General features: G+C 35.9%; 20 protein-coding genes. 10 read left to right on the top strand and 10 right to left on the bottom strand.

Going from position 1 to position 23,397, the window contains the following annotated elements:
- The first annotated feature begins 31 nt into the window (after positions 1-31).
- Positions 32-667 (top strand): SET domain-containing protein, encoded by a 636-nt coding sequence (locus A3EM_RS0127715; protein ID WP_020531512.1) that lies wholly within the window; start codon positions 32-34, stop codon positions 665-667.
- A gap of 38 nt (positions 668-705) precedes the next feature.
- Here the strand turns inward: A3EM_RS0127715 and A3EM_RS0127710 are convergent, their stop codons facing one another.
- Complete coding sequence (locus tag A3EM_RS0127710) at positions 706-2,916, bottom strand: cation:dicarboxylate symporter family transporter (protein ID WP_020531511.1); 2,211 nt, start codon at positions 2,914-2,916, stop codon at positions 706-708.
- Positions 2,917-3,184: 268 nt separating this feature from the next.
- Here A3EM_RS0127710 and A3EM_RS0127705 point away from each other — a divergent pair, with 268 nt between their 5' ends.
- Together A3EM_RS0127705 and A3EM_RS0127700 are read left to right on the top strand one after the other, a co-directional pair.
- Complete coding sequence (locus A3EM_RS0127705; protein WP_020531510.1) at positions 3,185-3,967, top strand: glycosyltransferase family 2 protein; 783 nt, start codon at positions 3,185-3,187, stop codon at positions 3,965-3,967.
- 28 nt (positions 3,968-3,995) lie between these two features.
- Positions 3,996-4,997 (top strand): serine hydrolase domain-containing protein, encoded by a 1,002-nt coding sequence (locus A3EM_RS0127700; RefSeq protein ID WP_020531509.1) that lies wholly within the window; start codon positions 3,996-3,998, stop codon positions 4,995-4,997.
- A gap of 69 nt (positions 4,998-5,066) precedes the next feature.
- On the opposite strand, the gene atpC is transcribed toward A3EM_RS0127700, so the two are convergent.
- Together atpC and atpD are read right to left on the bottom strand one after the other, a co-directional pair.
- Positions 5,067-5,318 carry an ATP synthase F1 subunit epsilon gene (atpC, locus tag A3EM_RS0127695; protein WP_020531508.1) on the bottom strand — a complete coding sequence of 84 codons (252 nt, stop codon included), beginning with the start codon at positions 5,316-5,318 and terminating at the stop codon, positions 5,067-5,069.
- Positions 5,319-5,374: 56 nt separating this feature from the next.
- Positions 5,375-6,880 (bottom strand): F0F1 ATP synthase subunit beta, encoded by a 1,506-nt coding sequence (gene atpD, locus A3EM_RS0127690; protein ID WP_020531507.1) that lies wholly within the window; start codon positions 6,878-6,880, stop codon positions 5,375-5,377.
- A 271-nt stretch (positions 6,881-7,151) separates the two neighbouring features.
- Between atpD and A3EM_RS0127685 the strand changes: the two genes are divergently transcribed.
- Positions 7,152-7,835: a hypothetical protein gene (locus tag A3EM_RS0127685; protein ID WP_020531506.1), complete on the top strand. Its 684-nt coding sequence runs from the start codon at positions 7,152-7,154 to the stop codon at positions 7,833-7,835.
- Positions 7,836-7,904: 69 nt separating this feature from the next.
- Here the strand turns inward: A3EM_RS0127685 and A3EM_RS0127680 are convergent, their stop codons facing one another.
- Entirely contained in the window at positions 7,905-8,993 is a 1,089-nt protein-coding gene (locus A3EM_RS0127680) for a DNA alkylation repair protein (RefSeq protein ID WP_020531505.1), read from the bottom strand.
- A 221-nt stretch (positions 8,994-9,214) separates the two neighbouring features.
- Between A3EM_RS0127680 and A3EM_RS0127670 the strand changes: the two genes are divergently transcribed.
- The 4 genes from A3EM_RS0127670 (at position 9,215) to A3EM_RS0127650 (ending at position 13,729) form a co-directional block, all read left to right on the top strand.
- Complete coding sequence (locus A3EM_RS0127670) at positions 9,215-9,772, top strand: peroxidase-related enzyme (protein WP_020531503.1); 558 nt, start codon at positions 9,215-9,217, stop codon at positions 9,770-9,772.
- A gap of 327 nt (positions 9,773-10,099) precedes the next feature.
- Positions 10,100-12,118 (top strand): TonB-dependent receptor, encoded by a 2,019-nt coding sequence (locus A3EM_RS0127660; RefSeq protein ID WP_020531501.1) that lies wholly within the window; start codon positions 10,100-10,102, stop codon positions 12,116-12,118.
- Positions 12,118-12,750 (top strand): nicotinamide riboside transporter PnuC, encoded by a 633-nt coding sequence (pnuC, locus tag A3EM_RS0127655; protein WP_157638119.1) that lies wholly within the window; start codon positions 12,118-12,120, stop codon positions 12,748-12,750. Before A3EM_RS0127660 ends, pnuC begins: the two co-directional genes overlap by 1 nt.
- Complete coding sequence (locus A3EM_RS0127650) at positions 12,743-13,729, top strand: AAA family ATPase (protein WP_020531499.1); 987 nt, start codon at positions 12,743-12,745, stop codon at positions 13,727-13,729. The genes pnuC and A3EM_RS0127650 overlap by 8 nt, the downstream gene beginning before the upstream one ends.
- Here the strand turns inward: A3EM_RS0127650 and A3EM_RS0127645 are convergent.
- The 3 genes from A3EM_RS0127645 to A3EM_RS0127635 all read right to left on the bottom strand — a co-directional run bounded on the left by A3EM_RS0127645 (position 13,726) and on the right by A3EM_RS0127635 (position 15,569).
- Positions 13,726-14,388 carry a phosphoribosylanthranilate isomerase gene (locus tag A3EM_RS0127645; RefSeq protein WP_020531498.1) on the bottom strand — a complete coding sequence of 221 codons (663 nt, stop codon included), beginning with the start codon at positions 14,386-14,388 and terminating at the stop codon, positions 13,726-13,728. The genes A3EM_RS0127650 and A3EM_RS0127645 overlap by 4 nt on opposite strands.
- Before the next feature lie 57 nt (positions 14,389-14,445).
- On the bottom strand, positions 14,446-15,006 hold the full coding sequence (locus A3EM_RS0127640) for a DUF4199 domain-containing protein (protein ID WP_020531497.1): 561 nt from the start codon (positions 15,004-15,006) through the stop codon (positions 14,446-14,448).
- Positions 15,007-15,224: 218 nt separating this feature from the next.
- Positions 15,225-15,569, bottom strand: coding sequence for a DUF2834 domain-containing protein (locus tag A3EM_RS0127635; RefSeq protein WP_020531496.1), 345 nt, complete (start codon positions 15,567-15,569; stop codon positions 15,225-15,227).
- Between the two features lie 182 nt (positions 15,570-15,751).
- On the opposite strand from A3EM_RS0127635, the gene A3EM_RS0127630 reads away from it, so the two are divergent.
- Positions 15,752-16,561 (top strand): hypothetical protein, encoded by an 810-nt coding sequence (locus tag A3EM_RS0127630; RefSeq protein WP_020531495.1) that lies wholly within the window; start codon positions 15,752-15,754, stop codon positions 16,559-16,561.
- Positions 16,562-16,632: 71 nt separating this feature from the next.
- Here the strand turns inward: A3EM_RS0127630 and A3EM_RS0127625 are convergent, their stop codons facing one another.
- Together A3EM_RS0127625 and A3EM_RS0127620 are read right to left on the bottom strand one after the other, a co-directional pair.
- Positions 16,633-17,685 (bottom strand): SMP-30/gluconolactonase/LRE family protein, encoded by a 1,053-nt coding sequence (locus tag A3EM_RS0127625; RefSeq protein WP_211212021.1) that lies wholly within the window; start codon positions 17,683-17,685, stop codon positions 16,633-16,635.
- Between the two features lie 185 nt (positions 17,686-17,870).
- On the bottom strand, positions 17,871-20,960 hold the full coding sequence (locus tag A3EM_RS0127620; RefSeq protein ID WP_020531493.1) for a DUF2723 domain-containing protein: 3,090 nt from the start codon (positions 20,958-20,960) through the stop codon (positions 17,871-17,873).
- Between the two features lie 863 nt (positions 20,961-21,823).
- Between A3EM_RS0127620 and A3EM_RS0127615 the strand changes: the two genes are divergently transcribed.
- Positions 21,824-22,309 (top strand): hypothetical protein, encoded by a 486-nt coding sequence (locus A3EM_RS0127615; RefSeq protein WP_157638117.1) that lies wholly within the window; start codon positions 21,824-21,826, stop codon positions 22,307-22,309.
- Positions 22,310-22,403: 94 nt separating this feature from the next.
- On the opposite strand, the gene A3EM_RS0127610 is transcribed toward A3EM_RS0127615, so the two are convergent.
- Positions 22,404-23,354, bottom strand: a complete 951-nt coding sequence (locus A3EM_RS0127610; RefSeq protein ID WP_245576563.1) for a glycerophosphodiester phosphodiesterase family protein — start codon at positions 23,352-23,354, stop codon at positions 22,404-22,406.
- Positions 23,355-23,397: the final 43 nt, after the last annotated feature.

Genomic DNA, 23,397 nt, shown 5'->3' with positions numbered 1-23,397 from the left:
TTAAAATTAAATTGATTTTATCATTTCAACAATGATACATCCGAACACTGAATTACGCTTTATTAGTGAAGACATCGGGTATGGTGTTTTTGCTACAGGTTTTATTCCTAAAGGTGCAATTACATATGTAAAAGACAGCCTTGAAATTGTGGTTTCCCCAACTGATTTTCTACTCTACGAAGTAGAAATGAAAAAAGCCATTGAAAAGTATTCCTACAAGGATGAATATGGTTTTAGAATCATTAGCTGGGATTTTGCCAAGTATGTAAATCATAGTTGCAATTGTAATTCAATCAGTACAGGTTACGGATTTGAAATTGCCATAAGAGATATCCAGCCTGGAGAACAGCTCACAGATGAGTATAGTATTTTTAACCTGGATCATCCTTTTGAATGTGGATGTGGAAGTGAAAATTGCAGGAAAACCATATTTCCCGCAGATTTTGAAAAACATTATAAAGATTGGGACAAGAAAATTAAAAAATCCTTAAAGTATTTGTTTAAGGTAGATCAGCCGCTTTTGCCATTGATAGATATAGAAACAAGAGCTACACTTAATCAGTTTTTTCAGCAACCTGCGAAATACAAATCGGTATATTCATTGAGGCTGAAAGAATTACCCGGATTTAATCAAACTAACGGATATCAGGAGCTTGAAGTCCATTAGAAAAAAAGCTTCCCAAAAATTTAATTGGGAAGCTTTTTTTATTCCACCCAATGGAGCACATCTTTAATTACACTCCAGTGTTTGGTGTCTTTTGTTACGTCTTTTCCTAAAATCCAGTGATCATAAAATTTATCTATAGTGCCATCCTTTTTCTTTTCTTCAATCCAGTTGGATACAAACTCCTGAAGTTCTGTATCATTTCCTGCAATAGGATACACCAAAGGAACCTTAATATTTATCGGAAGTGGGTTAACCACCTGATAGTCAGGGTGAAGTAAGGTGAGGGCTGCTCCTCTTTCTGCACTGGTAAGTAATGCATCCAGTTTTAAGGTGTCTACTTGATTATTGAAAAACTGGGAAATTGAGTCTATGCTTACCAGACCCGAGTTTGGTAAATATGAATGGATTTTTTCAGCAATTTCCCTCCTCTCGAAATAGGCAATATTTAGGGTGTCTACCTCCAGGAGCTTTTCATAATCCTTATAATCATTAATTTCATTTTTTACCACAAAGGCTAACACAACATCGAGGTATGCCCTGGAGAGGCTCATTTCCTGGGAATATCTCGTTGATAAGAAAATGTCCGACATTACCAGATCGAAATGATCATTTTCCATTTGTTCCAGAAGTTTCTTTTGTTTTATTGGCACAAAACCAATAGTCACATCGAGCTCCTTAGCCAGGTCCCTTGCCATATCCACCCCAAAGCCAACCAATTCACCTTTGGCATTGAAGTAGGTAAATGGAATCTGTTCCTCATAAAAACCTATCCGGATAATTTTCCGCTGTTTTATTCTGCTAAGTCGGCTTTGTCTGTAACGAAGTGGCTGGGGACATGGGCCTGGATTTTTTAGCACAATGGTACTGACAGTATCGGTTACCGGTTGCATATTCATGATAATTTCATCCTTATTATAGGCATCTTTTAATGAATAAGCCAGATAATATTTTAAGGGAAACAAGGTGCCCAAAAATAATAAAACAGTTACTGCTGATCCTGAAATGAGTTTTGCCCATTTTATTTTGAAAGGGCCATAGGTTAATCCGGTTGTAAAAATAGTGAGTGTTATCAGGTACATAGCTCCTAAAATTACCCTTATCCTGTCTGTGTAAACTGTGGAAACCGCAAATAAATGGAACATGTCAGTGGGTTGGTTTTGCATTTCCAACAAGAAAGGTATACTGACCACCGGAGCAACAAAGCTGGTAAACAGACCAGCTCCCAGGAATCCCGGATATTCTCCAAAAGTCATGGAACTACCGAGGTACCAGGCCGCAAATGGCACAAATATAATGATCACTAAACTTCCTAAATTAGGAAATGGGTAGGCAAGTGGAAATATGATTTCCACTGAGCTTTCCCTGTCTGGGTTATCCTCATTATGCTTTTTATAAAGATCCATAATATTTTCTACCAACTGTGGCAAAACGATTATGATTTTCCCGGTGGCAAAAATGGTTATCAGGGTGGTTTTGGTAAAACCAAAAATATCCTTATACCTAAAAGGTGTACAGGAACTTATTAACACAGGAAGAAACCAAAATACTAAAATTAAGACCGCAATGGTATATATCAATATAAAGGCCTGTAGTTTCCCAATATCCTCCCAGGTCATATTTCCGGCTGTATCAGCAGCAATGGCAAATACACCATACGGTGTAACTTTTATAACTAATTTGTTTACTTCATTGATGGCTTTATTCAAGACTTCAAGATTACCTAACAAGCTATCGGTCATTTTAGTCCGCATTAATCCTACTCCAATTAGTATACAAAATAAGACCACTGCAGGTACCTTGTTTGCAGACATGGAGTGGAAAGGATTGGAAGGCACAAATAATTCGAGAAAATCAATATTTTGTGGAGGTTCTATAAAACTGGTGCTGTAAAAATTCGCTGATTTCCATTCCGGAAAGGCAATAGGCAGTATGGCTATTACTATCAGTCCTATTCCCAATAAAATCAACATAGTGATCAGGCAATTAATGATCAGTCTTTTACCTTCAGACATGGAAAGCCTGCCAATGTTTACTATCAACGACAAAATGATGTAGGGTAAAACAGTCATTTGTAATAACCCGATAAAAGCATCGCCAATAATTTTAAGGTGGGAAGTATATTCTCCAAAGAATAATCCTGTAGCAATTCCTAATATTAATCCAATCAGGATTTTTGTAGACAATGGCATAGGCTCTTTTGGTTTAGGCTGAGCCATTTCTGGTGATTTATCCTTAGTTACAGTAGGCATTTTCTGATATTCTTTATTAGCGCGATTTATTCAGCTTAAAGATTTGAAAAGAAAAGGGGAAAAACCAAATTAATAAAAGAAATTAACAGGTCATTCATTAAAAATTCACCTCATTTGCTGCCTGTAATTCAGGTTATAGGCATATTGGGCTTGTTTTTCAAGGCATAATTTAGGACAAAATGAAATTAAACCATTCTAAACCCGAATTTCAGGAATGAAGAATTTAAATTTGCCCTCATTTATTAATAATCTAAAGAATAAACTTTAAATGGATTCTGCTAAGGAGGTGAAAATTAGTGCGGTAGTCATTACCCTCAATGAGGAAAGGAATATTGGGAGATGTATCGATTCATTGATAGGAATAGCAGATGAAATTGTAGTGGTGGATTCTTTTTCAACTGACAGAACTAAGGAGATTTGTGAAGAAAAAGGAGTCAGGTTTGTTTTGAAGAAATTTGAAGGACATATTGAACAAAAGAATTACGCCATTTCGGTGGCAAACTTTCCTCATATTTTATCACTTGATGCAGACGAAGCTTTAGATGAAAGCCTGAAAAAATCTATTTTGTCGGTCAAAAAGAATTGGAATTATGATGGTTATTCCATGAACCGCCTCACCAACTATTGTGGGAAATGGATAAGGCATACCGATTGGTATCCGGATGTGAAGTTAAGATTGTGGGACAGCCGGAAAGGAAAATGGGGAGGAGTGAACCCTCATGATGAATTTTATCTCGAAAGTGGTTCCACTAAAAGCCACATCAAAGGGGATATTTTGCATTATAGTTATTATTCTATATTTGATCACCTTAAGCAGGTTAATTATTTTACCGAAATTATGGCAAAAACGAACTACGAAGCCGGGAAAAGATCGAACTTATTTAAGATTTTATTTAGTCCGGTTTTTAAGTTTATAAAAAGCTATTTTATAAGACTCGGTTTTTTGGATGGGTTTTATGGTTTTATTGTTTGTGCCATTTCTGCACAGGCCAGCTTCATTAAGTATGTGAAAATCAGGGAATACCAAAAGCGACTATCGTTAGAAAAATAAAATTCTGAATTCCCTAAAGTAATTGAAAATGTTATTTGATTTTCCCCAGGCAACCCCACAGGATTCAGGATTTAAACCCCATGTTTTTCCCAGGTTAATCAAACAAATAAATTCAGGAAATTTCGGGAAATTAGATAGCTTATTGGTACTTAGGAATGGCTACTTGGTATTTGAAGGGTATTTTAATGGGTATAAGGCGGATCATCTTCATCCCATACAATCAGTTTCAAAAAGTATTCAATCCATTTTGGTAGGAATTTGTCTGGATCAGGGTTTAATAAAAAATCTGGATGAACCTATTATCCAGTTTTTTGAAGAGTATCAGTATTTAGACTGGAGTGGTGGAAAGGATAAGATTACTATCCGACATTTACTTTGTATGACAACTGGTATTCAATGGAATGAAAGTGAAATGCCCTATCAAAGTTTTGAAAACCAGGCTAATCAGCTGGTGCTTTCATCCGATTGGTTAGCTTATGCCCTTTCTCAGCCAATGGAGGCTAAGCCTGGAACTATTTTTAATTACAGTAGTGCTAATCCCATTCTGTTTGCAGGTATTATAAAAAAAGTATCAGGTCTGTCCAATGAAACTTTTGCTTTAAAGTATTTATTCCAGCCTTTAGATATAAATAAACTAGCCATTCACAGAAGTGTGTTTTCCCCTGAAATAATAGGTGACTACGAATTGGTTCCAAAAGACTTACTTAAAATAGGCTGGTTAATGTTACAAAAAGGCAAATGGAATGGTAATCAATTGGTTTCCGGCAATTGGGTAGCCCAAACATTAAGTAACCAGTTTGAAATTAAGCCAGGAATGCAGGAATATGGTTTTTTCTGGTGGAGAAAAAAGTGCACTTTGGGGAATAAAGAAATTTGGTATATATATGCCTGGGGGTATGGAGGTCAGCATATTTTTTTGTTTCCCGAATTGGATTTGGTGTTTACAACCACTGCAAGCTATTACAATATTAATCAGGCTTTTGAGCCATTTGAAATCCTGGAAGAATACATTTTGCTTGGATTAACTTAATAAAGCGGTAATAAACAAAAAAGACCTTTTGAGAAAAAGGTCTTTTTTGTTGGCATTTGGAAAAGGATTTTAGGCGTTTTCCAAAATAGACTCCGCTAGAACAACTACTTTATTGTTTAGCATTTCTACAATGCCACCTCCAATTTTTATATGTGTGGTTCCTTTTGCAGAATTAATTCTGATATCTCCTTCTTCAAGTGTACTAATAATTGGGGCGTGGTTATTTAAAACCTCAAAAGAGCCACTCGTTCCAGGCAGTTTAACACCGGTTACCTCTCCTTCAAAAGCTTTTTTATCTGGCGTAATAACTTCTAAATACATACACTTTATCAATTAAAAGCCGGACTGTAAATAGTCCGGCTAATATGAATTTTAATTTATTTTGCAGCTTGAGCTAATAGTTTTTCACCTTTCGCTACTGCTTCTTCAATCGATCCAACAAGGTTAAATGCAGCTTCAGGCAAGTGATCATGCTTACCATCCATAATCTCATTAAATCCTTTAATGGTATCTTTAATGTCTACGAATACTCCTGGAAGACCTGTAAATTGTTCAGCAACGTGGAAAGGTTGAGATAAGAATCTTTGTACCCTTCTTGCTCTGGAAACTACTAATTTGTCTTCTTCAGAAAGCTCGTCCATACCAAGAATCGCAATAATATCCTGAAGTTCTTTATATCTCTGAAGCGTTTGGATAACCCTTTGAGCAGTATTATAATGCTCAGCACCCAAAATTTCTTCACTCATAATTCTTGATGAAGAATCCAAAGGATCCACAGCAGGATAAATTCCAAGCTCAGAAATTTTCCTGGAAAGTACTGTAGTTGCATCAAGGTGAGAGAAAGTAGTTGCTGGAGCAGGGTCAGTCAAGTCATCAGCAGGAACGTAAATAGCCTGAACTGAAGTAATTGATCCTCTTTTTGTAGAGGTAATTCTTTCCTGCATAGCACCCATTTCAGTGGCAAGAGTAGGTTGGTAACCTACAGCAGAAGGCATCCTTCCTAAAAGTGCTGATACCTCAGAACCAGCCTGGGTAAATCTAAATATATTATCAATAAAGAAAAGAATATCTCTTCCTTGTCCTTCACCATCACCATCTCTAAAGTTTTCAGCTACAGTAAGACCAGATAGGGCAACCCTTGCTCTTGCTCCAGGAGGCTCATTCATTTGTCCGAATACTAATGTCGCCTGAGATTTGGCTAACTCATCTTTATCAACTTTAGATAAATCCCAATCTCCTTCTTCCATTGCTTTTTCAAAAGCATCTCCATATTTAATTACACCAGATTCGATCATCTCTCTCAGAAGGTCATTTCCTTCCCTTGTTCTTTCTCCAACTCCGGCAAATACTGATAGTCCTGAATAAGCCTTTGCAATATTATTAATCATTTCCATGATCAATACTGTTTTTCCTACTCCGGCACCACCAAATAAACCAATTTTACCACCTTTTACATATGGTTCAATTAAGTCAATTACCTTAATACCAGTGTATAAAACCTCAGTAGAACTTGAAAGTTCATCAAAAGCAGGAGCTTTTCTGTGAATTGGAAGACTGGTATTCGTTTCTGGTTGAGACATTCCATCAATAGCCTCACCTACCACATTAAAAAGCCTTCCTTTAATTGCATCACCAGTAGGCATAGAAATAGCCATTCCAGTATCCACAACTTTAAGACCTCTTTGCAATCCTTCGGTACTATCCATTGCAATAGTCCTTACTCTGTCTTCTCCAAGGTGATTTTGTACTTCAAGAACAAGCTTTCCCCCATCTTCTTTCTGAACCTCTAATGCATTCAAAATATTTGGTAGGTGTGCATCATCTTCAAAACTTACATCAACTACCGGCCCAATTATTTGGGTGATCTTACCAATATTTGCCATTTAATCTATATGGTGTTTTTAAAGAACTATTATTTAATCCACTCCACAGCCTTCAGAGTTACTCATAAGGCTGCTAAATTTTCGCACAAAAGTATATTTAATAATGGTTTAATCCAAAGTAATTTATAACATTCTTCTCTACATTATATAGAAGCATGCAGGTTTTTCGTATTAACTATTGTTGATCTTTTTAAAAGGTAGTTGGTGTGAAAAATGCTTGCGGTAATACTAAATACTTTAATGATGTTATACCAATTTCAATAATGACTATATGAGAGAGCTTTACAATATCAGGTTTTACCTACTTCTCCTGATCACTTTAAATGTTTTCCAGGCTAAGGCTCAAGAGACATTACTAGAAGATCCTTTAAATAAACCCAACCTTTGGAAAAAGGTAGTTGAGCGTTATGATGATAAAAAAGTTTGGGAAGAGTATTATAATAAAAAATGGAATGACTTATCTGGTCTTGAAGAAGAACAAATTATAAAACTTCAGAATCAAATTGCCATTGAGCAAATTGCTCAGGAAGAGGCCATTTTTGATATGGGCCTTGAAGAGGCTGAAGAACAGGTAGTTGTTGAGGAAAATTTTGACGATGAATTTTGGGGAGGAAATTCTCAACAACAGTCGTATGTTCAAGAACAGAAGGAGGAAGAAGAAAGGCTGCGTGTGGAGCAGGTTACTTATTTACAACAGTTGGAACAAATGATGACGGCTGAGCCTCTTGAAATTACAGAAATGAAAGGGAACATAAATGCTAACTTCGATATAATTGAAGATATGTTTTTTGAAGAATATGTAGCGCACGGAGCAGAGTATACATTTTATAATACTGTCTATCCTAGGGGTAATTATAGCATGGAACAGTGGATTGAGGAAAAAAGTAAGGAGCTGCGATATTTAAAAAAGAAAGAATTTGAAAAGTTAAAAGGTCAATTAATGGCCAGTTATTAACCTAACCGACAGACTAAAACAAAAGAGCTATCAAAATTTTTTGATAGCTCTTTTGTTTTTAAATCAATTTTAAGTTTCCAGGTAAAAAGGCAGTAATTGAGGCTGTTCCTCTCCATTGATAACCAGGGAAATTTTGTGCTCACCAAAATAATGTTTACGGGTGGTGAAATTCTTGAAAACCTGAGATTTATTGATCTTTATTTTCTTCCTGTTTTCTATCATCCCTTCAGATATTTTAAAGATTTTTTTTGAATGTGCTCCATTAGACTTCAGGTAATATATGAAATATTCTAATCGGATATTAGATTTTTGATCCCCTTCTAAAATTAAGTCAAACGAGAAATCCAGACGGTCTCCTAACTTTATTTTTGGATTAGATAATTTGAAGTTTTGAATCTTTATTTTGGCTTGACTATTAAAACCAAAAATACTCAGCGCTTCTTTATTTCCTTGTTTTAGCAAAGTTCTGCATCCGTGTTTGATAATCCAGTTTGTATTTTCCGATTTTCCATACCAGCCTTTAAATAGCTTTAAAGCTAATTCAGGATGATCTTTTGAAATGTCGTTCAGGTTATTGGCCACACTTTTTCGCACATACAGGGATGGGTCATTTTTTAGATTTTCCAGGATCGGAAGAATTTCAAAAGGATTCTGTTTTAATGATTTAATGCCCATGGCCCATGGCAGTCTCGGCCTACAACCTTCACTTGAAAGTCTCCTTACATGCTCATTTTCATCCAGGCTCCATTCCAACATTATTTTCATCATTTCTGACTGGTTTTTTAGGATAAATGGCCTAATGGCAAATTCAGATGAGAAAAATGGAGTCAATTCCTTTAATGCTTGCACAGATTCCGAAAAATGACTAAGCCCGTAGACTTCCACATAATCCGGAAAAACCATTTGAGATAACCCTTTAAAAGAAGGAGCTAAATCTAAGATTAGGGAAAGGTTTTCCAGGTAATTGTTCCCTAGAAAAAGATGAAGTTGATTTGAAATTTTTCTAACCCGCTGTTTGAGTTCCAGACCTTCCCATTCTGGATTAATAAGGGCATTACGAAATTCCTTATCATTAAATTCCGTGTTTTTTGTTTTGATTTTTGAAGAAAGATTTTGGATAAACGCTGGATTGATTTGATTTTTCAGAAGTTCGGCCATTTTAATTTTTCAGTTTTTTGTATGAAAATAATTCAATTGTTTTTCTGGCCCTACTGATATTAAAATTAAATATAGAAGTGGAATAATGGGGAGAAAACAACATTCTCTTATTTTTAGTTTGATAATAAAGAAAGTAAATTGAAGATTCTTCCCCTCTTAATTTTTTGGAAATAAATTATTATATTTAATAGTACTTCCAACCTTAACCAAAAAGAAATACTATGGCCAAAATTGAAGTTATCCAACCTGAAAATGCAGAGGGTTTCCTCAAAGAAGTGTATGATGAATTATTGGAAAAAAGAGGCAAAGTTGCTGATATTCATAAAATCCAGAGTCTGAATCCTCAATCCATTGTCAATCATATGGATTTATATCTCACTATCATGTTCGGACAATCTCCTCTTTCAAGGCCTAGGCGGGAAATGATTGGGGTCATTGTATCTAAGGCTAACAATTGTGAGTATTGCCAGATTCATCATAGTGAAGCTTTACTTCATTATTGGAAAAATGAAGAAAAGGTTAAACAGTTAAGAGAAGATTACCATAAAGTGGATATTTCCCAAACCGATTTACTATTGGGCCACCTGGCCTGGCATGTCACCAAACACCCCGGAGAACCTCAAAATGATTACTATATTGATCAATTGGCATTGCATGGTTTGTCGGACCGGGCAATTTTAGATGCCACCCTGGTTATCAGCTATTTTAATTTTGTAAACAGGATGGTTTTAACCCTGGGGGTAGAGCTGGAAGCAGAACCAGGAGGCTATATTTATTAGAATTTCTTGATTTATTTCTGATGATTTAGATCTTTTGGATCACGCTTAAAATGAAGGGTTCAAAGCGTTTGGCTTCTGGGTGATTATTGAGGTGTTGCCTGGAGCTTTGACATTAGGGAATTAGTGAAAATTTAATGCAGAAAGGAAGAAAGGAATTGAAAGTTTTTCCTGTGGCGGATGCTGAGTTATGGGAGTCAAAATCAATAGGTTGGATTTTTTTCGAGATATCAGAATTCCTAAAAATTGGATTGATGTTTTGGCAAAGCAAGAAGAAATTTGGAATTTGGCGGGTAAATTAAACCAAAGGTTCAACACTAATTTACCCAGATGAAGCAATTTTCCTTTTTATTTTTTTTTATATCCTTTTTAATCCTTCAAAATACATTTAGTCAAGATTTTTCCACTAGTGATTCCACCAAAATTAATTCTTTAATTATCCTGCCTGAATTGCCTATAGCCACTGCTTATTTTGCGGAGAGCAATTCTCCATTTACCATCCATAATCTCAAAAAAAAAGAACTCCAACCTTTAAATTTTGGGCAGGAACCTTCCTTTATTCTTCAAAATACACCTTCGGTTACTGCTTACTCTGATGCAGGAAGTTATTATGGTTATTCTTATATACGAATGCGGGGAATTGATCAGACCAGGATTAATATGACACTGGATGGAGTACCTTTAAATGAGCCTGAAGATCAGGGTGTTTACTTTTCTAACTTCCCTGATTTTTTGAACTCCCTTGATGGCATGCAGTTAATCAGGGGAATAGGTAATTCTAAAAATGGCAGTGCCAGTTATGGAGGGAGTATTCAATTTGATAGCCCGGTTTTAAATGACTCTCTTTCTGCTGAAGTGGGTATTGACTACGGTTCTTACAATACTTACAGGATTTATGGTGAATTTAATTCCGGAGTTAAGCAAAATAAGGGAATTTACCTGAGGGCATCTCAACTTCATTCGGATGGTTATAAATACAGGTCTGGAAATATCGGGCAATCCCTTTTTTATAGTGCCGGCTATTTTGGAGAAAGTGTTACCTGGAAACTAACTGGTTTTGCAGGAAACCAGAAAAATGAAATGGCATGGATTGGTGTGCCAAAAGCTGAAATTGAGGATGACCCAAGAACAAATGGTAATGCCAACGAAAACGATCAGTTTTTCCAAACCCTTATACAACTTCAAAATCAGATTAAAATCTCGGAAAAATCTGCCTTCCATTCCAGCCTGTATTACAATTACCTTGAAGGAAATTATGACTTTGATTCCAATAATTTTGTTGGATTACCTTCTAATGATGAAATGTTCAATTATGCATTTCAGTCAAACTTTCTGGGGATGTTTGCAAATTATCAATTTAATAGCAGGCACTTAGGACTGGTAGCGGGATTTCATGGAAATTTATACAATCGAAATCATAAAGGAAGTGAGCTGAATTTAGGGCAGCTTTATAGTAATACGGGGTTTAAAAATGAGATAAGTGGCTTTTTGAAATTAAATTATGAAAGTGAAAAATGGCTGGGGCTAGTGGATCTTCAGGTTAGAAATACAAGCTTTTCTTATAAGGGAAATGTGGAGATGGATGCTTTAACCTGGAATTTTTTCAATCCTAAAGCGGGCCTGTCCTACTTGCTCAATGATAAAACTACATTTTATTACAGTGTGGGCTATACCGGACGGGAACCTACCAGAAATGATATTTTTCAGGGATGGGATGACCTTCAGGCGGATTCGCTGGGAAATCCGGATTTAGGCAATACTTCACCAGAATATGTGACTGACCATGAATTTGGAATGCGTATTTCAAACCATAAGTATTATTTGAATCTGAATGGATACTATATGGATTTTAAAAATGAAATTGTACTCAATGGACAATTTGGCCCGAATGGAATTGCGCTTACCAATAATGTAGAAAAGAGTTTTAGAACAGGAGTTGAACTGGACTTTAATTGGCGAATTAATGAGCATTTAGGATATAAAAATAGTGCTTCCTTTAATTATAGCAGAATTACTGAATCTGAGATAACCTTTAGCCCAATTCTCACCCCGAAGTTTATCCTGTTTCAGGAAGTAGTTTTTCATTGGAAAAACCTTTCAGCCGCATTGAACGGAAGATTTCAGGATTATTCCTACATCGATTTTGCCAATGACAATAAAATCGATAGTTATTTTTTAGTGAATAGCAGACTAGCTTACCAGATACAAAAATTTACATTTATGGTTAGGGTAAATAACCTTTTTAATATCAAATATTTCAATAATGGATATGTAGATTATGATGGTGTATCTAAATATTTTATTCAGGCTCCACGGAATTATATGCTATCGGTGAAATGGCGGTTGTAATGGATTTATTTAGCACTGATTTTATTATTTTAAAAATTGGAAACTATCCATTAAGCCTGATTGAGCTGTTGGGTACTATATCAGGGTTGATTTCAGTTTATCTGGCTAGCAAGGCAAATATTTTTACCTGGCCGACAGGCATAATTAATGAGGTTTTATTTTTTCTGCTGTTTTACCAGGTACAACTTTATTCCGATATGCTATTGCAGGTTTATTTCCTTGGAATCAGCATTTATGGATGGATATTCTGGAAAGAAGAGGACAATGGAAATACAAATGTCTTTTTACTTAAATTTTCAGGCTGGATTTTTTATGGTTTATTACTTATTTCTGGGACTGTATTATTGGGGATTTTCATGACTAAAATTCACCTTTATCTGCCGGATATTTTTAGTATTCCTGCTGCTTATCCATATTCCGATGCCTTTACAACAGTGGCCAGTGTATTAGCATTAATTCTTCTGGCAAGGAAAAATGTGGCTTCCTGGGTACTTTGGATTTTGGTGGATTTGGTTGCAATTTTTATTTATTTCAAAAAAGGAATTTTATTCATTGCATGGGAGTATGTGGTTTTTCTGATATTAGCCACTTTAGGGTTATTCAAATGGATAAAAATATATAACCGTGGTTAAAGGACTTGTTTTTGGTAAATTTTATCCTTTTCATGTGGGGCACCAGCACCTGATTGATTTTGCCTTAACTCATTGCGATTTATTATATGTACTGGTTTGCGCCTCTGATAAGGAGAGTATTCCCGTTGAAATCCGGCAAAACTGGATTCAAAATACCTATAAAAAACAGCAAAGGATAAAGGTTGTTCCTTTTGCATACAGAGAAGATGAATTACCCAATACTTCCGAGTCTTCCAGGGATATATCTCGGGTTTGGAGTGAAGTTTTTAAAACGCTAATCCCTGATTTAAATATAGTATTTACTTCTGAAAAATATGGAGATTATCTGGCTAAATTCATGAATATTCAGCATTTGCCATTCGATTGTAAAAGAGAAATAGTCGGGATTTCCGCTACCGATATTAGGAAAAAACCTTTCGTCAACTGGAGCTTTTTGCCAAAAGCTGTAAAGCCTTATTTTGTAAAAAAAATAGCTCTGCTTGGTACAGAATCTACGGGAAAGTCAACTCTAGCGCAGGCATTAGCGGCATCTTTTAACACCAATTATGTAGCGGAAGCCGCAAGAGAAATTTTGTCTTCAACCAAAGCCTGTTCTTTTTCAGATTTACAAAAAATAGCAAGAGTACATGCAAACCAAATCCAAATTCATCTTTCCACTGCCAATAAAATCTTATTTCTGGATACGGATTGCACGATTACAAAATCATATAGTCGGTTTTTGTTTGACAAACCTCTTGAATTAAATTATGAAATCAACACTTTAAATCGTGCTGATTTATATTTTTTTTTAACGCCAAATGGCATTCCTTATATTCAGGACGGTACACGGCTGGATGAAAAGGCAAGAAACCAATTAAATGAGTTCCATCTGTCAGAAATTCGGAGACAGGGCATCCAGGTGACAGAAATAAATGGTTCCTGGGAGGAACGCTTCAAGCAAATGAAAGAAATATGTGAAATATTTATTGCGAAAAACTAACTATTAACTGCCTTGAAAAAGGCTTCCAGTTTGACTGAATCCAGGTGTCCATCGGTTCTTACTCCACTGCAGAGGTCCAGTCCAAATGGTTGAACTGTTTCTATTGCTTGTTTCACATTTTCAGGCTTTAGTCCCCCGGCAAGGAAAATAGGGACATTAATCGCCTCTCTTATTTTCCTGCTTAATTCCCAGTTATGTGTTCTTCCTGTTCCTCCAAGCTCTTTTACGGTGAGGTTGGGGTTTCCAGAGTCCAGCAATATAGCATCTACAGATTCCGATAATTTAATGGCCTCATCTACAGATTCCTCTCCAATTACATGAATTACCTGAACAAGCTTTACTCCTGGTAGTGCTGTTTTTATTTCCTGATAAGTTCCAGATTCCAGGGCATCTACAATTTGGATGGTATTGGTGTTTACCTTTTGTTGATGTTCGATGATTGCTTTGGCATCCATTCTACTTGTAAGTAAGAATGTACTGATGGGAGGGGGCACCGTTTCTGCAATTTCCTTTATTAATTCATCATTAATTACCCCGGGCCCGCTTGGCATTTCCCCCACTAATCCTAATGCAGATGCACCAAAGGAAATGGCAATGCTGGCTTCTTCCTTACTGCTAATACAACAAATTTTGACTCTAGGTTTTGGTGAGGGTTCCATAATAGAATGATTGAGCCTGCCAGGAAAATCTGGTGGTTTGAATTTAAAAATTGTATGCTAGTTTTTGAAAATTAAACTGAATAAAAAGGCTAGAAAAAGCCCAATTCCTGCAAAACCAAATGTTTGATCAACTGCCATAATTCCAGGAGTCCATTCTGTATTTTTAAATGTTTCATACGCTTTATTAAGGTTGTCTAATTCCTCCTTTAGCTTATTATGGGTAGTAATATCATCAAGTTCCAGAGATTTTTGCATTTCATGCTTCAGGTACTCCTGGTTACCTTTTTGCAACAACAACATTTCGGATTCATATCTTTCGATGGCATTATTTGGAGTTCCAGCCATGAATGCATACAGCACAATAAAATAGGTAAGGCTACCAAAAAAATTAATTAACAAGCCAAGTCCCAGGGCTCTGGACCATTCCAGGCCACCAAACTGTTGGCGAAAGCTCCATAAACCTACCACAAAAAATATGGCATAAATTCCAATGAACATATATTTGAATCGCCCAAATTGATTTAGACCTAACAAATAGAGCACATATATATAAATAAAACAGGTTAAACCTGCTGCAAGCCCGGTGACAATACCCTTTTTAAAAATGGGGTTTTTCATATTTTTAATTTTAATAGAAATTTTGCTGAATGATCATTCATGATTTGCCACACCACAAATAAACCATTTATTCAATTTTATTGGATGATTGAAATGTAGCTGGCATTTTATGAAAATTCGGGCAAAGTTAGGACATTCAACCATTAGATGATAATTGAAAATATCAATTGGTAAAAAAAATCGGGAAATCCTTGCCAGGTTAATTTCAAACAAAAGATCTAATCTCTAAGCCCTGCTTTTCTAAGCTTCCTTTCTCTTACAAGCATAAACAATGGAAAAGAAAACGCAAAAGCAATCAGAAAGCACAAAACAATAAAAATCCACCAGTTTTTTATTTTTAATCGGATAGCTTCGGGTATAAACCACACAAAATATGTAAGTAAACACACGGTGAGATCCATATTTATGGAAATCGATGGGTAGCTCAGAAAGGTAAGTGCCACAAAATTTCCTATGGAAGTATCAGGTTCAGTCAAAAAGAACTGGATATTAAAATACCAGGGAAGCAGGAGTCCAAGGATGGTCAGGAATAAATATATAAGTTCAGGTCGGGAAAAATTCATTTTTACGTGCATGGTCAGATTAATTGTGATTCAATTTTGAATAAGGACTTAAAAAAGCATGTGGCATATTATTTGAATTTACTGAAATTGAAGAGAATTTTTGACTTTCGAACTTTTTTTAGGCTTTCAGCGTAAAAATCTTCAACTAACAATTTCGTAATCAGCTATAAATTCAACCAGAAATGAAGTTATTTTTTAAAGGAATCCTTTTAGGATTGGTGGTCTCCCTATTATTTATTGAAAACTCTACTGCCCAGTTAAGTCTTGCTGTTGGAGCGGGAGGTACAGGCTATTCAGGTGATGTTTCAGGGCTTAAGATCCAAAACACTGAGCCGGCCGTAAATGTGGAGTTATGGTATCAATATACAAGAAATCTCTATTTAAAATCGGGCGCTAGCTATTATAAAATAGGTGCACCTGATGTTCATCCCTCCCGAAATAGAGCCTTTAAAGCATCAAATATTGAGCTATATACCAGTTTGATGTATGGAGGAAACCCGGGGGCTAAATTGATGCCTTTTGCTTATGCAGGCCTTGGCTTCACAACGAATAACCCACAATATTTGCTCTCGAGTGATGGTGGAGCAGGTGAAATAAAAGCCTCGGATCTTCAAACCGAATCAGAACCTATCCCAAATATTAGTATGATATTTCCATTAGGGGTTGGGTTTCGCTATGACCTGAGCAAAAAGGTAGCTTTTGTAGTAGATGCGGGAATGAGAGTAGTCAATTCAGATTTATTGGATGGGGTAAGTGCCAGAACAATAAATGTGGCGAACCTTAGTCCTGAGGAAGTTAATTATTTCGAAACAATTCGCCCGAATGGAATTAATGGAGCGACCTCCTTTGGAAATGGAAACCCGAATAAAGCTGACGTATATGGAATGCTAACCTTAAAACTATTATTCAAATTAGGTGATCAGAAAAAGTATGGAAAGCGTGGAGGAAGTATGCCATGCCCTACATTTTACAATAGTTCACTCTATTACTAGAAATATATAGTGGCAAAAAATTAATCCTGTATTAGAAAAGCACTGATTCAAAAATCAGTGCTTTTCATTTTTTAAGATTTCATTTTTATTCTCATCAGGTACATATCAGCAGTGATATAAAGCATCGATTTATCTTCATTGAAAGCACAATTGGAGGTAGCCTGGCCGGTTTTTAATGTACCAAGATGTTCGCCTTCATCAGTAAAAATCCATATACCACCTGGGCCCGTAGCGTAAATATTTCCCATATCATCTACTTTTAAGCCGTCAGGTAAACCTTTTTCACCAGCTTTACTATTGTCTGTAGCATCATAAAATACTCTGCCATTTTCAAGCGTTCCATCTTCTTTCACATCATAAGCCATCCAGATAGCCCTATTAGGATCGGAATTCGCCACATATAAAGTTTTTTCATTCGGAGAGAATGCGATCCCGTTAGGTCTGCTTAATTCATCCGTAAGCAAAACCACATTTCCCTCAGCGTCAGCTTTATAAACTCCCTGAAAAGGGATTTCCTTTAAGGGATCGTTCATATTTTTCTCTAGTCCATAAGGAGGATCGGTGAAATATAGATCACCATTGCTTTTAAAAGTAGCATCATTCGGACTATTAAATTTCTTTCCCTCATAATTATCGGCTATGGTAATAAAATTTGGTGCTGGCTGGTCAAGAGGTGCATCCATCCTTGCCATTTGCCTGTTGCCGTGCTGGCAAAGCACCAGGTTTTCATCACTATCCAAAAGCAATCCATTGGCACCAACTTCTCCGCCTCTTTCCGTTTCTCCAGTATATCCGGCTGGGGTAAGGTATAGTTCTGCACCATTTTCTTCTGTCCACTTTATTATTTTGTTGGGGGGAATATCCGTAAACAATAACATGTTTTGGGAGGGAATCCAAAGCGGCCCTTCCGACCAGTCAAAACCTTCTGCTATAATTTCTAATTGGTTTTCTTCTGGTATAAGATCATGTAGCTTAGGACTTACTACCTCTTTGCTGCCAGTTGTTTCATATTTTGAAACTTCCTTCTCTTCGGGTTCTTCCACCTCAGTGACAGGTTCTTCTTTGGGTTTACAACCTAAAATAATAGAGGTAATAATTATGAAAGATAAAAAAGTGAATCTCATTTTCATAAGTTTAGTTTAATGGGTGAGTTAAATGAAATAGTTTGAAAAAGTTAAAGAATAAGCAAGCTCATTCTCTAACCATAAAAAAAACTGTTTCAAGTTATCACTAATCCAAATCATTTCAAAATTTGGGAGATTAACTTAAAACAGTCTTTATTTCAACTTTAGTCCACCAGGACTATTTCTTACCTTCTTCCTGACCGGAGTTTTTGTTGATTTTCTTCTAAAATTTTATCAAACCGTTCAAACTCCTCCATATAGAATTTTCTTTCTTCTTCTATTTCCTGAAGTTTTGCAGAAATATCTCCTTCCAAATTAATATCACTGTCACTACTTCCCTGAAGGTTTGTAGCCTCATTCATTACCTGGATAGATAACCTCCTGTAAATATCAGCAAGTGCTGAAGGGAAGATCATGGCACTTCTATAAATATTGTCATCATATTTGCCATGATTTACTGCGTAATCCACAAATTCTCTGGCTCTTCTTTCCATTACATCCGCAATTTCCTTGGCTCTCTCTTTTTCTCCCAATAAATAGTAAAGCTCTACAAAACGAGAAGTAAAATAGCTATAAGGAATAGTCGTATCAGGAATGTTTTTCAACCCGGTATCGAGTACTTCTTTGGCTTCATCCAATCTTCCTTCTTCATAAAGGGCCTTTGCCAGCCTGGCATAACTATGTCTAGTATTTGCCCCAAACTTCCTGTATTCTTCATCATTATAAGTACTTGGATCATCAAAACCTCTGAATTCAAATTTTGATAAGTTTTCTTTCATTACCTCAACGTTCACCTCTCCAACCTCTCCGGAAGGTTTGCTTCTGATAGGCATAAGTCTGAATGCCATCCCTTCTAATTGTAGGTAAGGTCTTAATTCCAGGTTAGAAGTATTTGAAGAAGTATTGTTGAAATAAATTGGCCTTTCCCAATTATTGGTAGCTAATAAATCCAGAATAGCCAGATCACTTTTAAAAATAGCTCTTTGTCCTTCTTTTAAACTCCAAACCATTTGATCAACTACCTGATCTTCTTTACCTTTTGGAATAAATCCTTTCTTCAATACATCACCCTTATCGATATCAAGAGAAAAGTTTCTGGTTAACAATTTGGCAGTTTGTCCGCCACCTTGTAACGGAACAAGTACTCTTGGGTCATTTTTGTCCACCAGATTGATGTATGATTTTACATTTACAGCTCTTTTTTCACTTCCTTCTGATTCTACCAAAGGAACATAATCGTTGGTTCCGGAAAGATAGTTTTTTGGTTTTATGGATAATGGGAGTGGATCTGATTCATACGCTTTCCTCCTCATTTGAGAAATGTACCAGTCGGTACTGAAGTAACTTAAAACGACCACTCTTACATCTGTCCTAAATCCTTCTACTTCCTGCACGTACCAAAGGGGGAAAGTGTCATTATCTCCACCAGTGAATAATATGGCATTTGGAGCGCAGCTTCTCAGGGTGTTTTTAGCCTGGTCAATGGAATGGAATCTATTTGACCTGTTGTGATTATCCCAGCCGTTTATGCCCATTATTGCAGGCGCACTAAGGGATAAAACACAAGCTAATGCAGGGGCTGCAAGTCCGTTTTTAAGATATTTACTCAGAAATTCTTTGATAGCAAATACACCAAAACCTATCCATATGGCAAAAGCATAAAAGGAACCGACATAAATATAATCCCTTTCCCGGGGTTCTACCGGAGGTGAATTAAGGTAAAGTACTAATCCTAATCCGGTAAGGAAAAATAGGATCATTACTACCCAAAAATCCTTTTCGCCCTTTTTATATTGAAAGAACAATCCTATAATTCCCAGAATTAAGGGCAACATGTAAAAATTACTTCTGGCTTTATTTCTGGCTAATTCCTCTGGTAAATCAACCCCGATATCTTCCCACGGGGTAAGCCAGCCTGCTTCCTTCTCATCACTTTCTCTTCCTGCAAAATTCCACATAAAATACCTGAAGTACATATGCCCAAACTGATAGTCGAACATATAGTAAATATTGTCAAGCATAGAAGGGGTTTCATTTGCTTTCAGCCCCAGTTTTTGTCGGTAAAGTTCAGGGTGTCCAGGCTGCTGACTGTAAATCCTGGGGAAGAGCATATTGTTTTTCTTGTCATATATGATCTTGGTTTTATAATCATATATTTCGTATTTGTCTTCAGCTTTTCTATAAACAGCGGCTCCTTGTTCCTGGTCCACTCTTTTAGAAACAAATGACTGTCCATAGACTAATGGACGGTCTCCATATTGCTCCCTTTTCAGGTACTTCACCACACTAATGATATCGGAAGGGTCATTTTCATTGATTGGGGTATTATAACCTGACCTGATCGGAATGATGCCATAGGAAGTATAGCCAATTAGAATGAATGTGAAGGCCAATAGGGCCACATTCAATACTTCTTTCTGGTTTTTCTCTGAATAATATAATCCATAAACCAAAAGTCCTATGAACATTATGATAAAGAAGGTTATACCATAACCGAATGGAAGCCCGAAAGAATTGACAAAGAGAATTTCGAAATAACCTGCCACACTTGGAAGTCCTGGGATAACTCCGTACATGATCACCAGAATGGCAAAAGCACTTACCAAAAAAGCACCTACAACTCCGGTAGGGGTATGTTCTTTATATTTCTTAAAGTAAAAAATAAGGCCTAATGCAGGAATGGCTACCAGGTTAAGTAAGTGAACCCCAATGGATAGCCCCATTACGTAGGCAATCAAAATAAGCCATTTATCGGCAAATTGCTGATTTTCTATCCATTCCCATTTTAATATAGCCCAAAAAACGAAGGCTGTGAACAGAGAAGATAAAGCATAAACTTCTGCTTCCACTGCGGAAAACCAGAAAGAATCTGAAAAAGTATAAGCAAGGCTTCCTACAATTCCACCTCCCATTAAAGTGAGGATCTGATTCATGGAATATTCACCTTTCTCAGGTTTGATTACTTTTCTACCTAACAAAACAATCGACCAGTGCAGGAACATGATGGTTAATGCGGAAGACAGCACAGATAGAATATTAATCCAGAATGCTACCTGGGTTACATCTCCAAAGGCAAGGAAAGAAAACATTCTGCCCAATAACAGGAACAAGGGGGCTCCTGGTGGGTGAGGTACTTCCAGTTTGTAGGATACGGCAATAAATTCCCCGCAATCCCAGAAACTTGCCGTTTCTTCCACTGTTAAAAGATATACGAAAAAGGAGATAAGGAAAAGCGCCCAGCCCGTGATATCATTAATCTTTTTAAATTCTTTCATAAAAGTTGGATATTTCTCAGTTTGTTCGTAGAACCAGATTTTTACTCTTTAGGAGTTTGTTTATACAATTCTTTGGTAATATGATTTGAATTTGAAAATTGGGAAATCAATTTTTAATCCGACTCTAAACAAGGAAAATTCTATTAAAAAATGAAAAATTCAATTATAAAATTTGGAGACTAAAAAGTAATTAACCTCTTTAAACCCTTTAAAATGCATAATTATGACCTGTGAACACAGGGGAATATGCCGTGCGAAAATAGTAAATAATTGGGAATTAAACGGAAGTGAATATGTTAAAGGAAAAGTTAAAATATAAACACTGATTTATTTTAAAATTCAAGCCGAGGATTTGGATCTAAGTAGTTTAATGAAAATTGGCTAAACAAGTAAATCTGTCCTACATTTTTTCCATATGAAATAATAACCTGTACTACGAAAAAATACTTATTTTTAAAGGGGTCTTTTTAGAATAATTAATTATTGGGCATTTTGTTAACCGCTTTTATTTTGTTTTTACCTGTATTTACTGTCAATAAAAAACTGTTTTTGATGTATATACCTTATTTTGGGTATTGACTTCGCAGAATATTTGATGTAACTTTATAAGATCAGAATATTCCTCCAGCATTAACTAATTTTTATTACTATCCTGAAACTATCTATTTTAATTATTTATAAAATTTGGTATTGTACTAAAATTTATTTGTGTAAATTTCATTCAACATAACATTTTATTTCCTAAGGAATAATTTATTTTTTAAAAATCTGCCAAATTGTGCGCTCATTTAGTGCAACAGTACTTTTTAAATGTTTTATAGTGTTATTGGATTGATGAAAATGGCTGCTTCAAATAAAATTTAATGAGTGCCATATTAACGTTGACTATCATGACCGCCCTCAATTTAATTTCTATTACTAAAGAAAACTATTTTGGTAATAACCTGGCTGAACTTGTTAATGAAATGACAACTTCCACCATCAAAACTTCCCGGTTACCCAAACAAGGTGCTGGAATTTCTAATGATGTATTATTAATTGATGAGGAAACAATTTCCGACCAGCCCGAAAATAACCTGGTTGCTTTTAGGCAGATGTTCCCTCTTTCCCGACAAATTTTATTTGTGGATACTACCCATAAAGAAACACTACAGCGTTACCTGGATTTTGGATGTAATTGCCTGGTTACCAAAAATGAATCCAGGAAAAACATCAAGAAAGCCATTTTAGGCACTTTTGAAAATGGTTTTTACCTGAATAGTTATTTTAAAACCTTATTGAATTATTCTGGTGAAATGGAAAGAAATGTTCTCAACATTAAGGGGAAATGCCCCCAAAAAATGAACTGAAAACTCTAACCTGCTTTAATAATTGACCATCTTTAGCCGCTTTAGGCTTTCTTTTTAATCCTGGTTGCCAATGATATTTTTGGCTAACCAGGATTTACTTTTTAAGTTCCATCCCAATATCAGGATAATCGGTAATAATTCCGTCTACTCCCCATTCCAGTAGGGGAATCATTTCCTCTTTTTGATTAACCGTCCATGGAATTACTTTCATGCCCATGGTTTGGGCCTGCTTAACTGTGTTTTGATCGAGGTACTTAAAGCTGGGACTATATATCTGGGGGGTAAACCCAAGTTTATCTATTTGATTTTTTATATCTCCTCCAGAAACCAAAGCGGACAGTTTAAAAGCTGGATAATGCTTGTTCCAGTATTTTAAAACCCTAAAATCAAAACTCTGAATAGTTACCCTTTCTGTAGGCAATTGTTTTTTTATCACTTTATGTACAAGTTTTGAAAATACATCGATAGTAGGATGAAAGGTATCATCTCCCTTTGGAGCACTTTTTATTTCAATATTATAAGCCACCTTGGGTAAATTATTATTTTTAATATAAGCTTCTACTGTGCTGATAACATCCTCCAATAATGGTTTGGCAACTTTCTGAGTTTGTTGTTTGGGGAATTGGGGATTTTGGGTGGAACCACAGTCAAATTGAAGAATTTCAGCATAATCCATTTCATATATCCTGATCTTCTTTTCTGATTCTTCCGTAATTTGATTTCCACTTGCATCAAGACAGATTGACGGATTAAACCAGGGTTCATGAGATACCACTACTTTTTTATCTTTGGAAATAACAACATCCAGTTCAAGGGTATTAACGTCAAGTTTAAGGGCCTCCAGGAAGCTCGGTATTGTATTTTCAGGCATCAAACCTCTGGCTCCCCGGTGGCCCTGTAAATCGAAATTAAACGTTTGGGCATTTGCCAGATTTAAATTTGCAGCAAAGAAAAATACCAGAATAATAACAGGGAGGCAACTTTTGAAGTAAGGCATGAATTTTAGTTTTAAAGACTGTTTTGAGGCAAAAATGAGTTTTTTCATGTACAGGATAAAATTTAGAAACCAGCTTTTTCCAAATAAATTA

Origin of the sequence: Flexithrix dorotheae DSM 6795 (genome assembly GCF_000379765.1) — a bacterium.
GTDB classification, from domain to species: Bacteria; Bacteroidota; Bacteroidia; order Cytophagales; family Flammeovirgaceae; genus Flexithrix; species Flexithrix dorotheae.
Note: the sequence above shows the minus strand (reverse complement) of the source record. Positions and strands in the feature narration are given on the sequence as shown.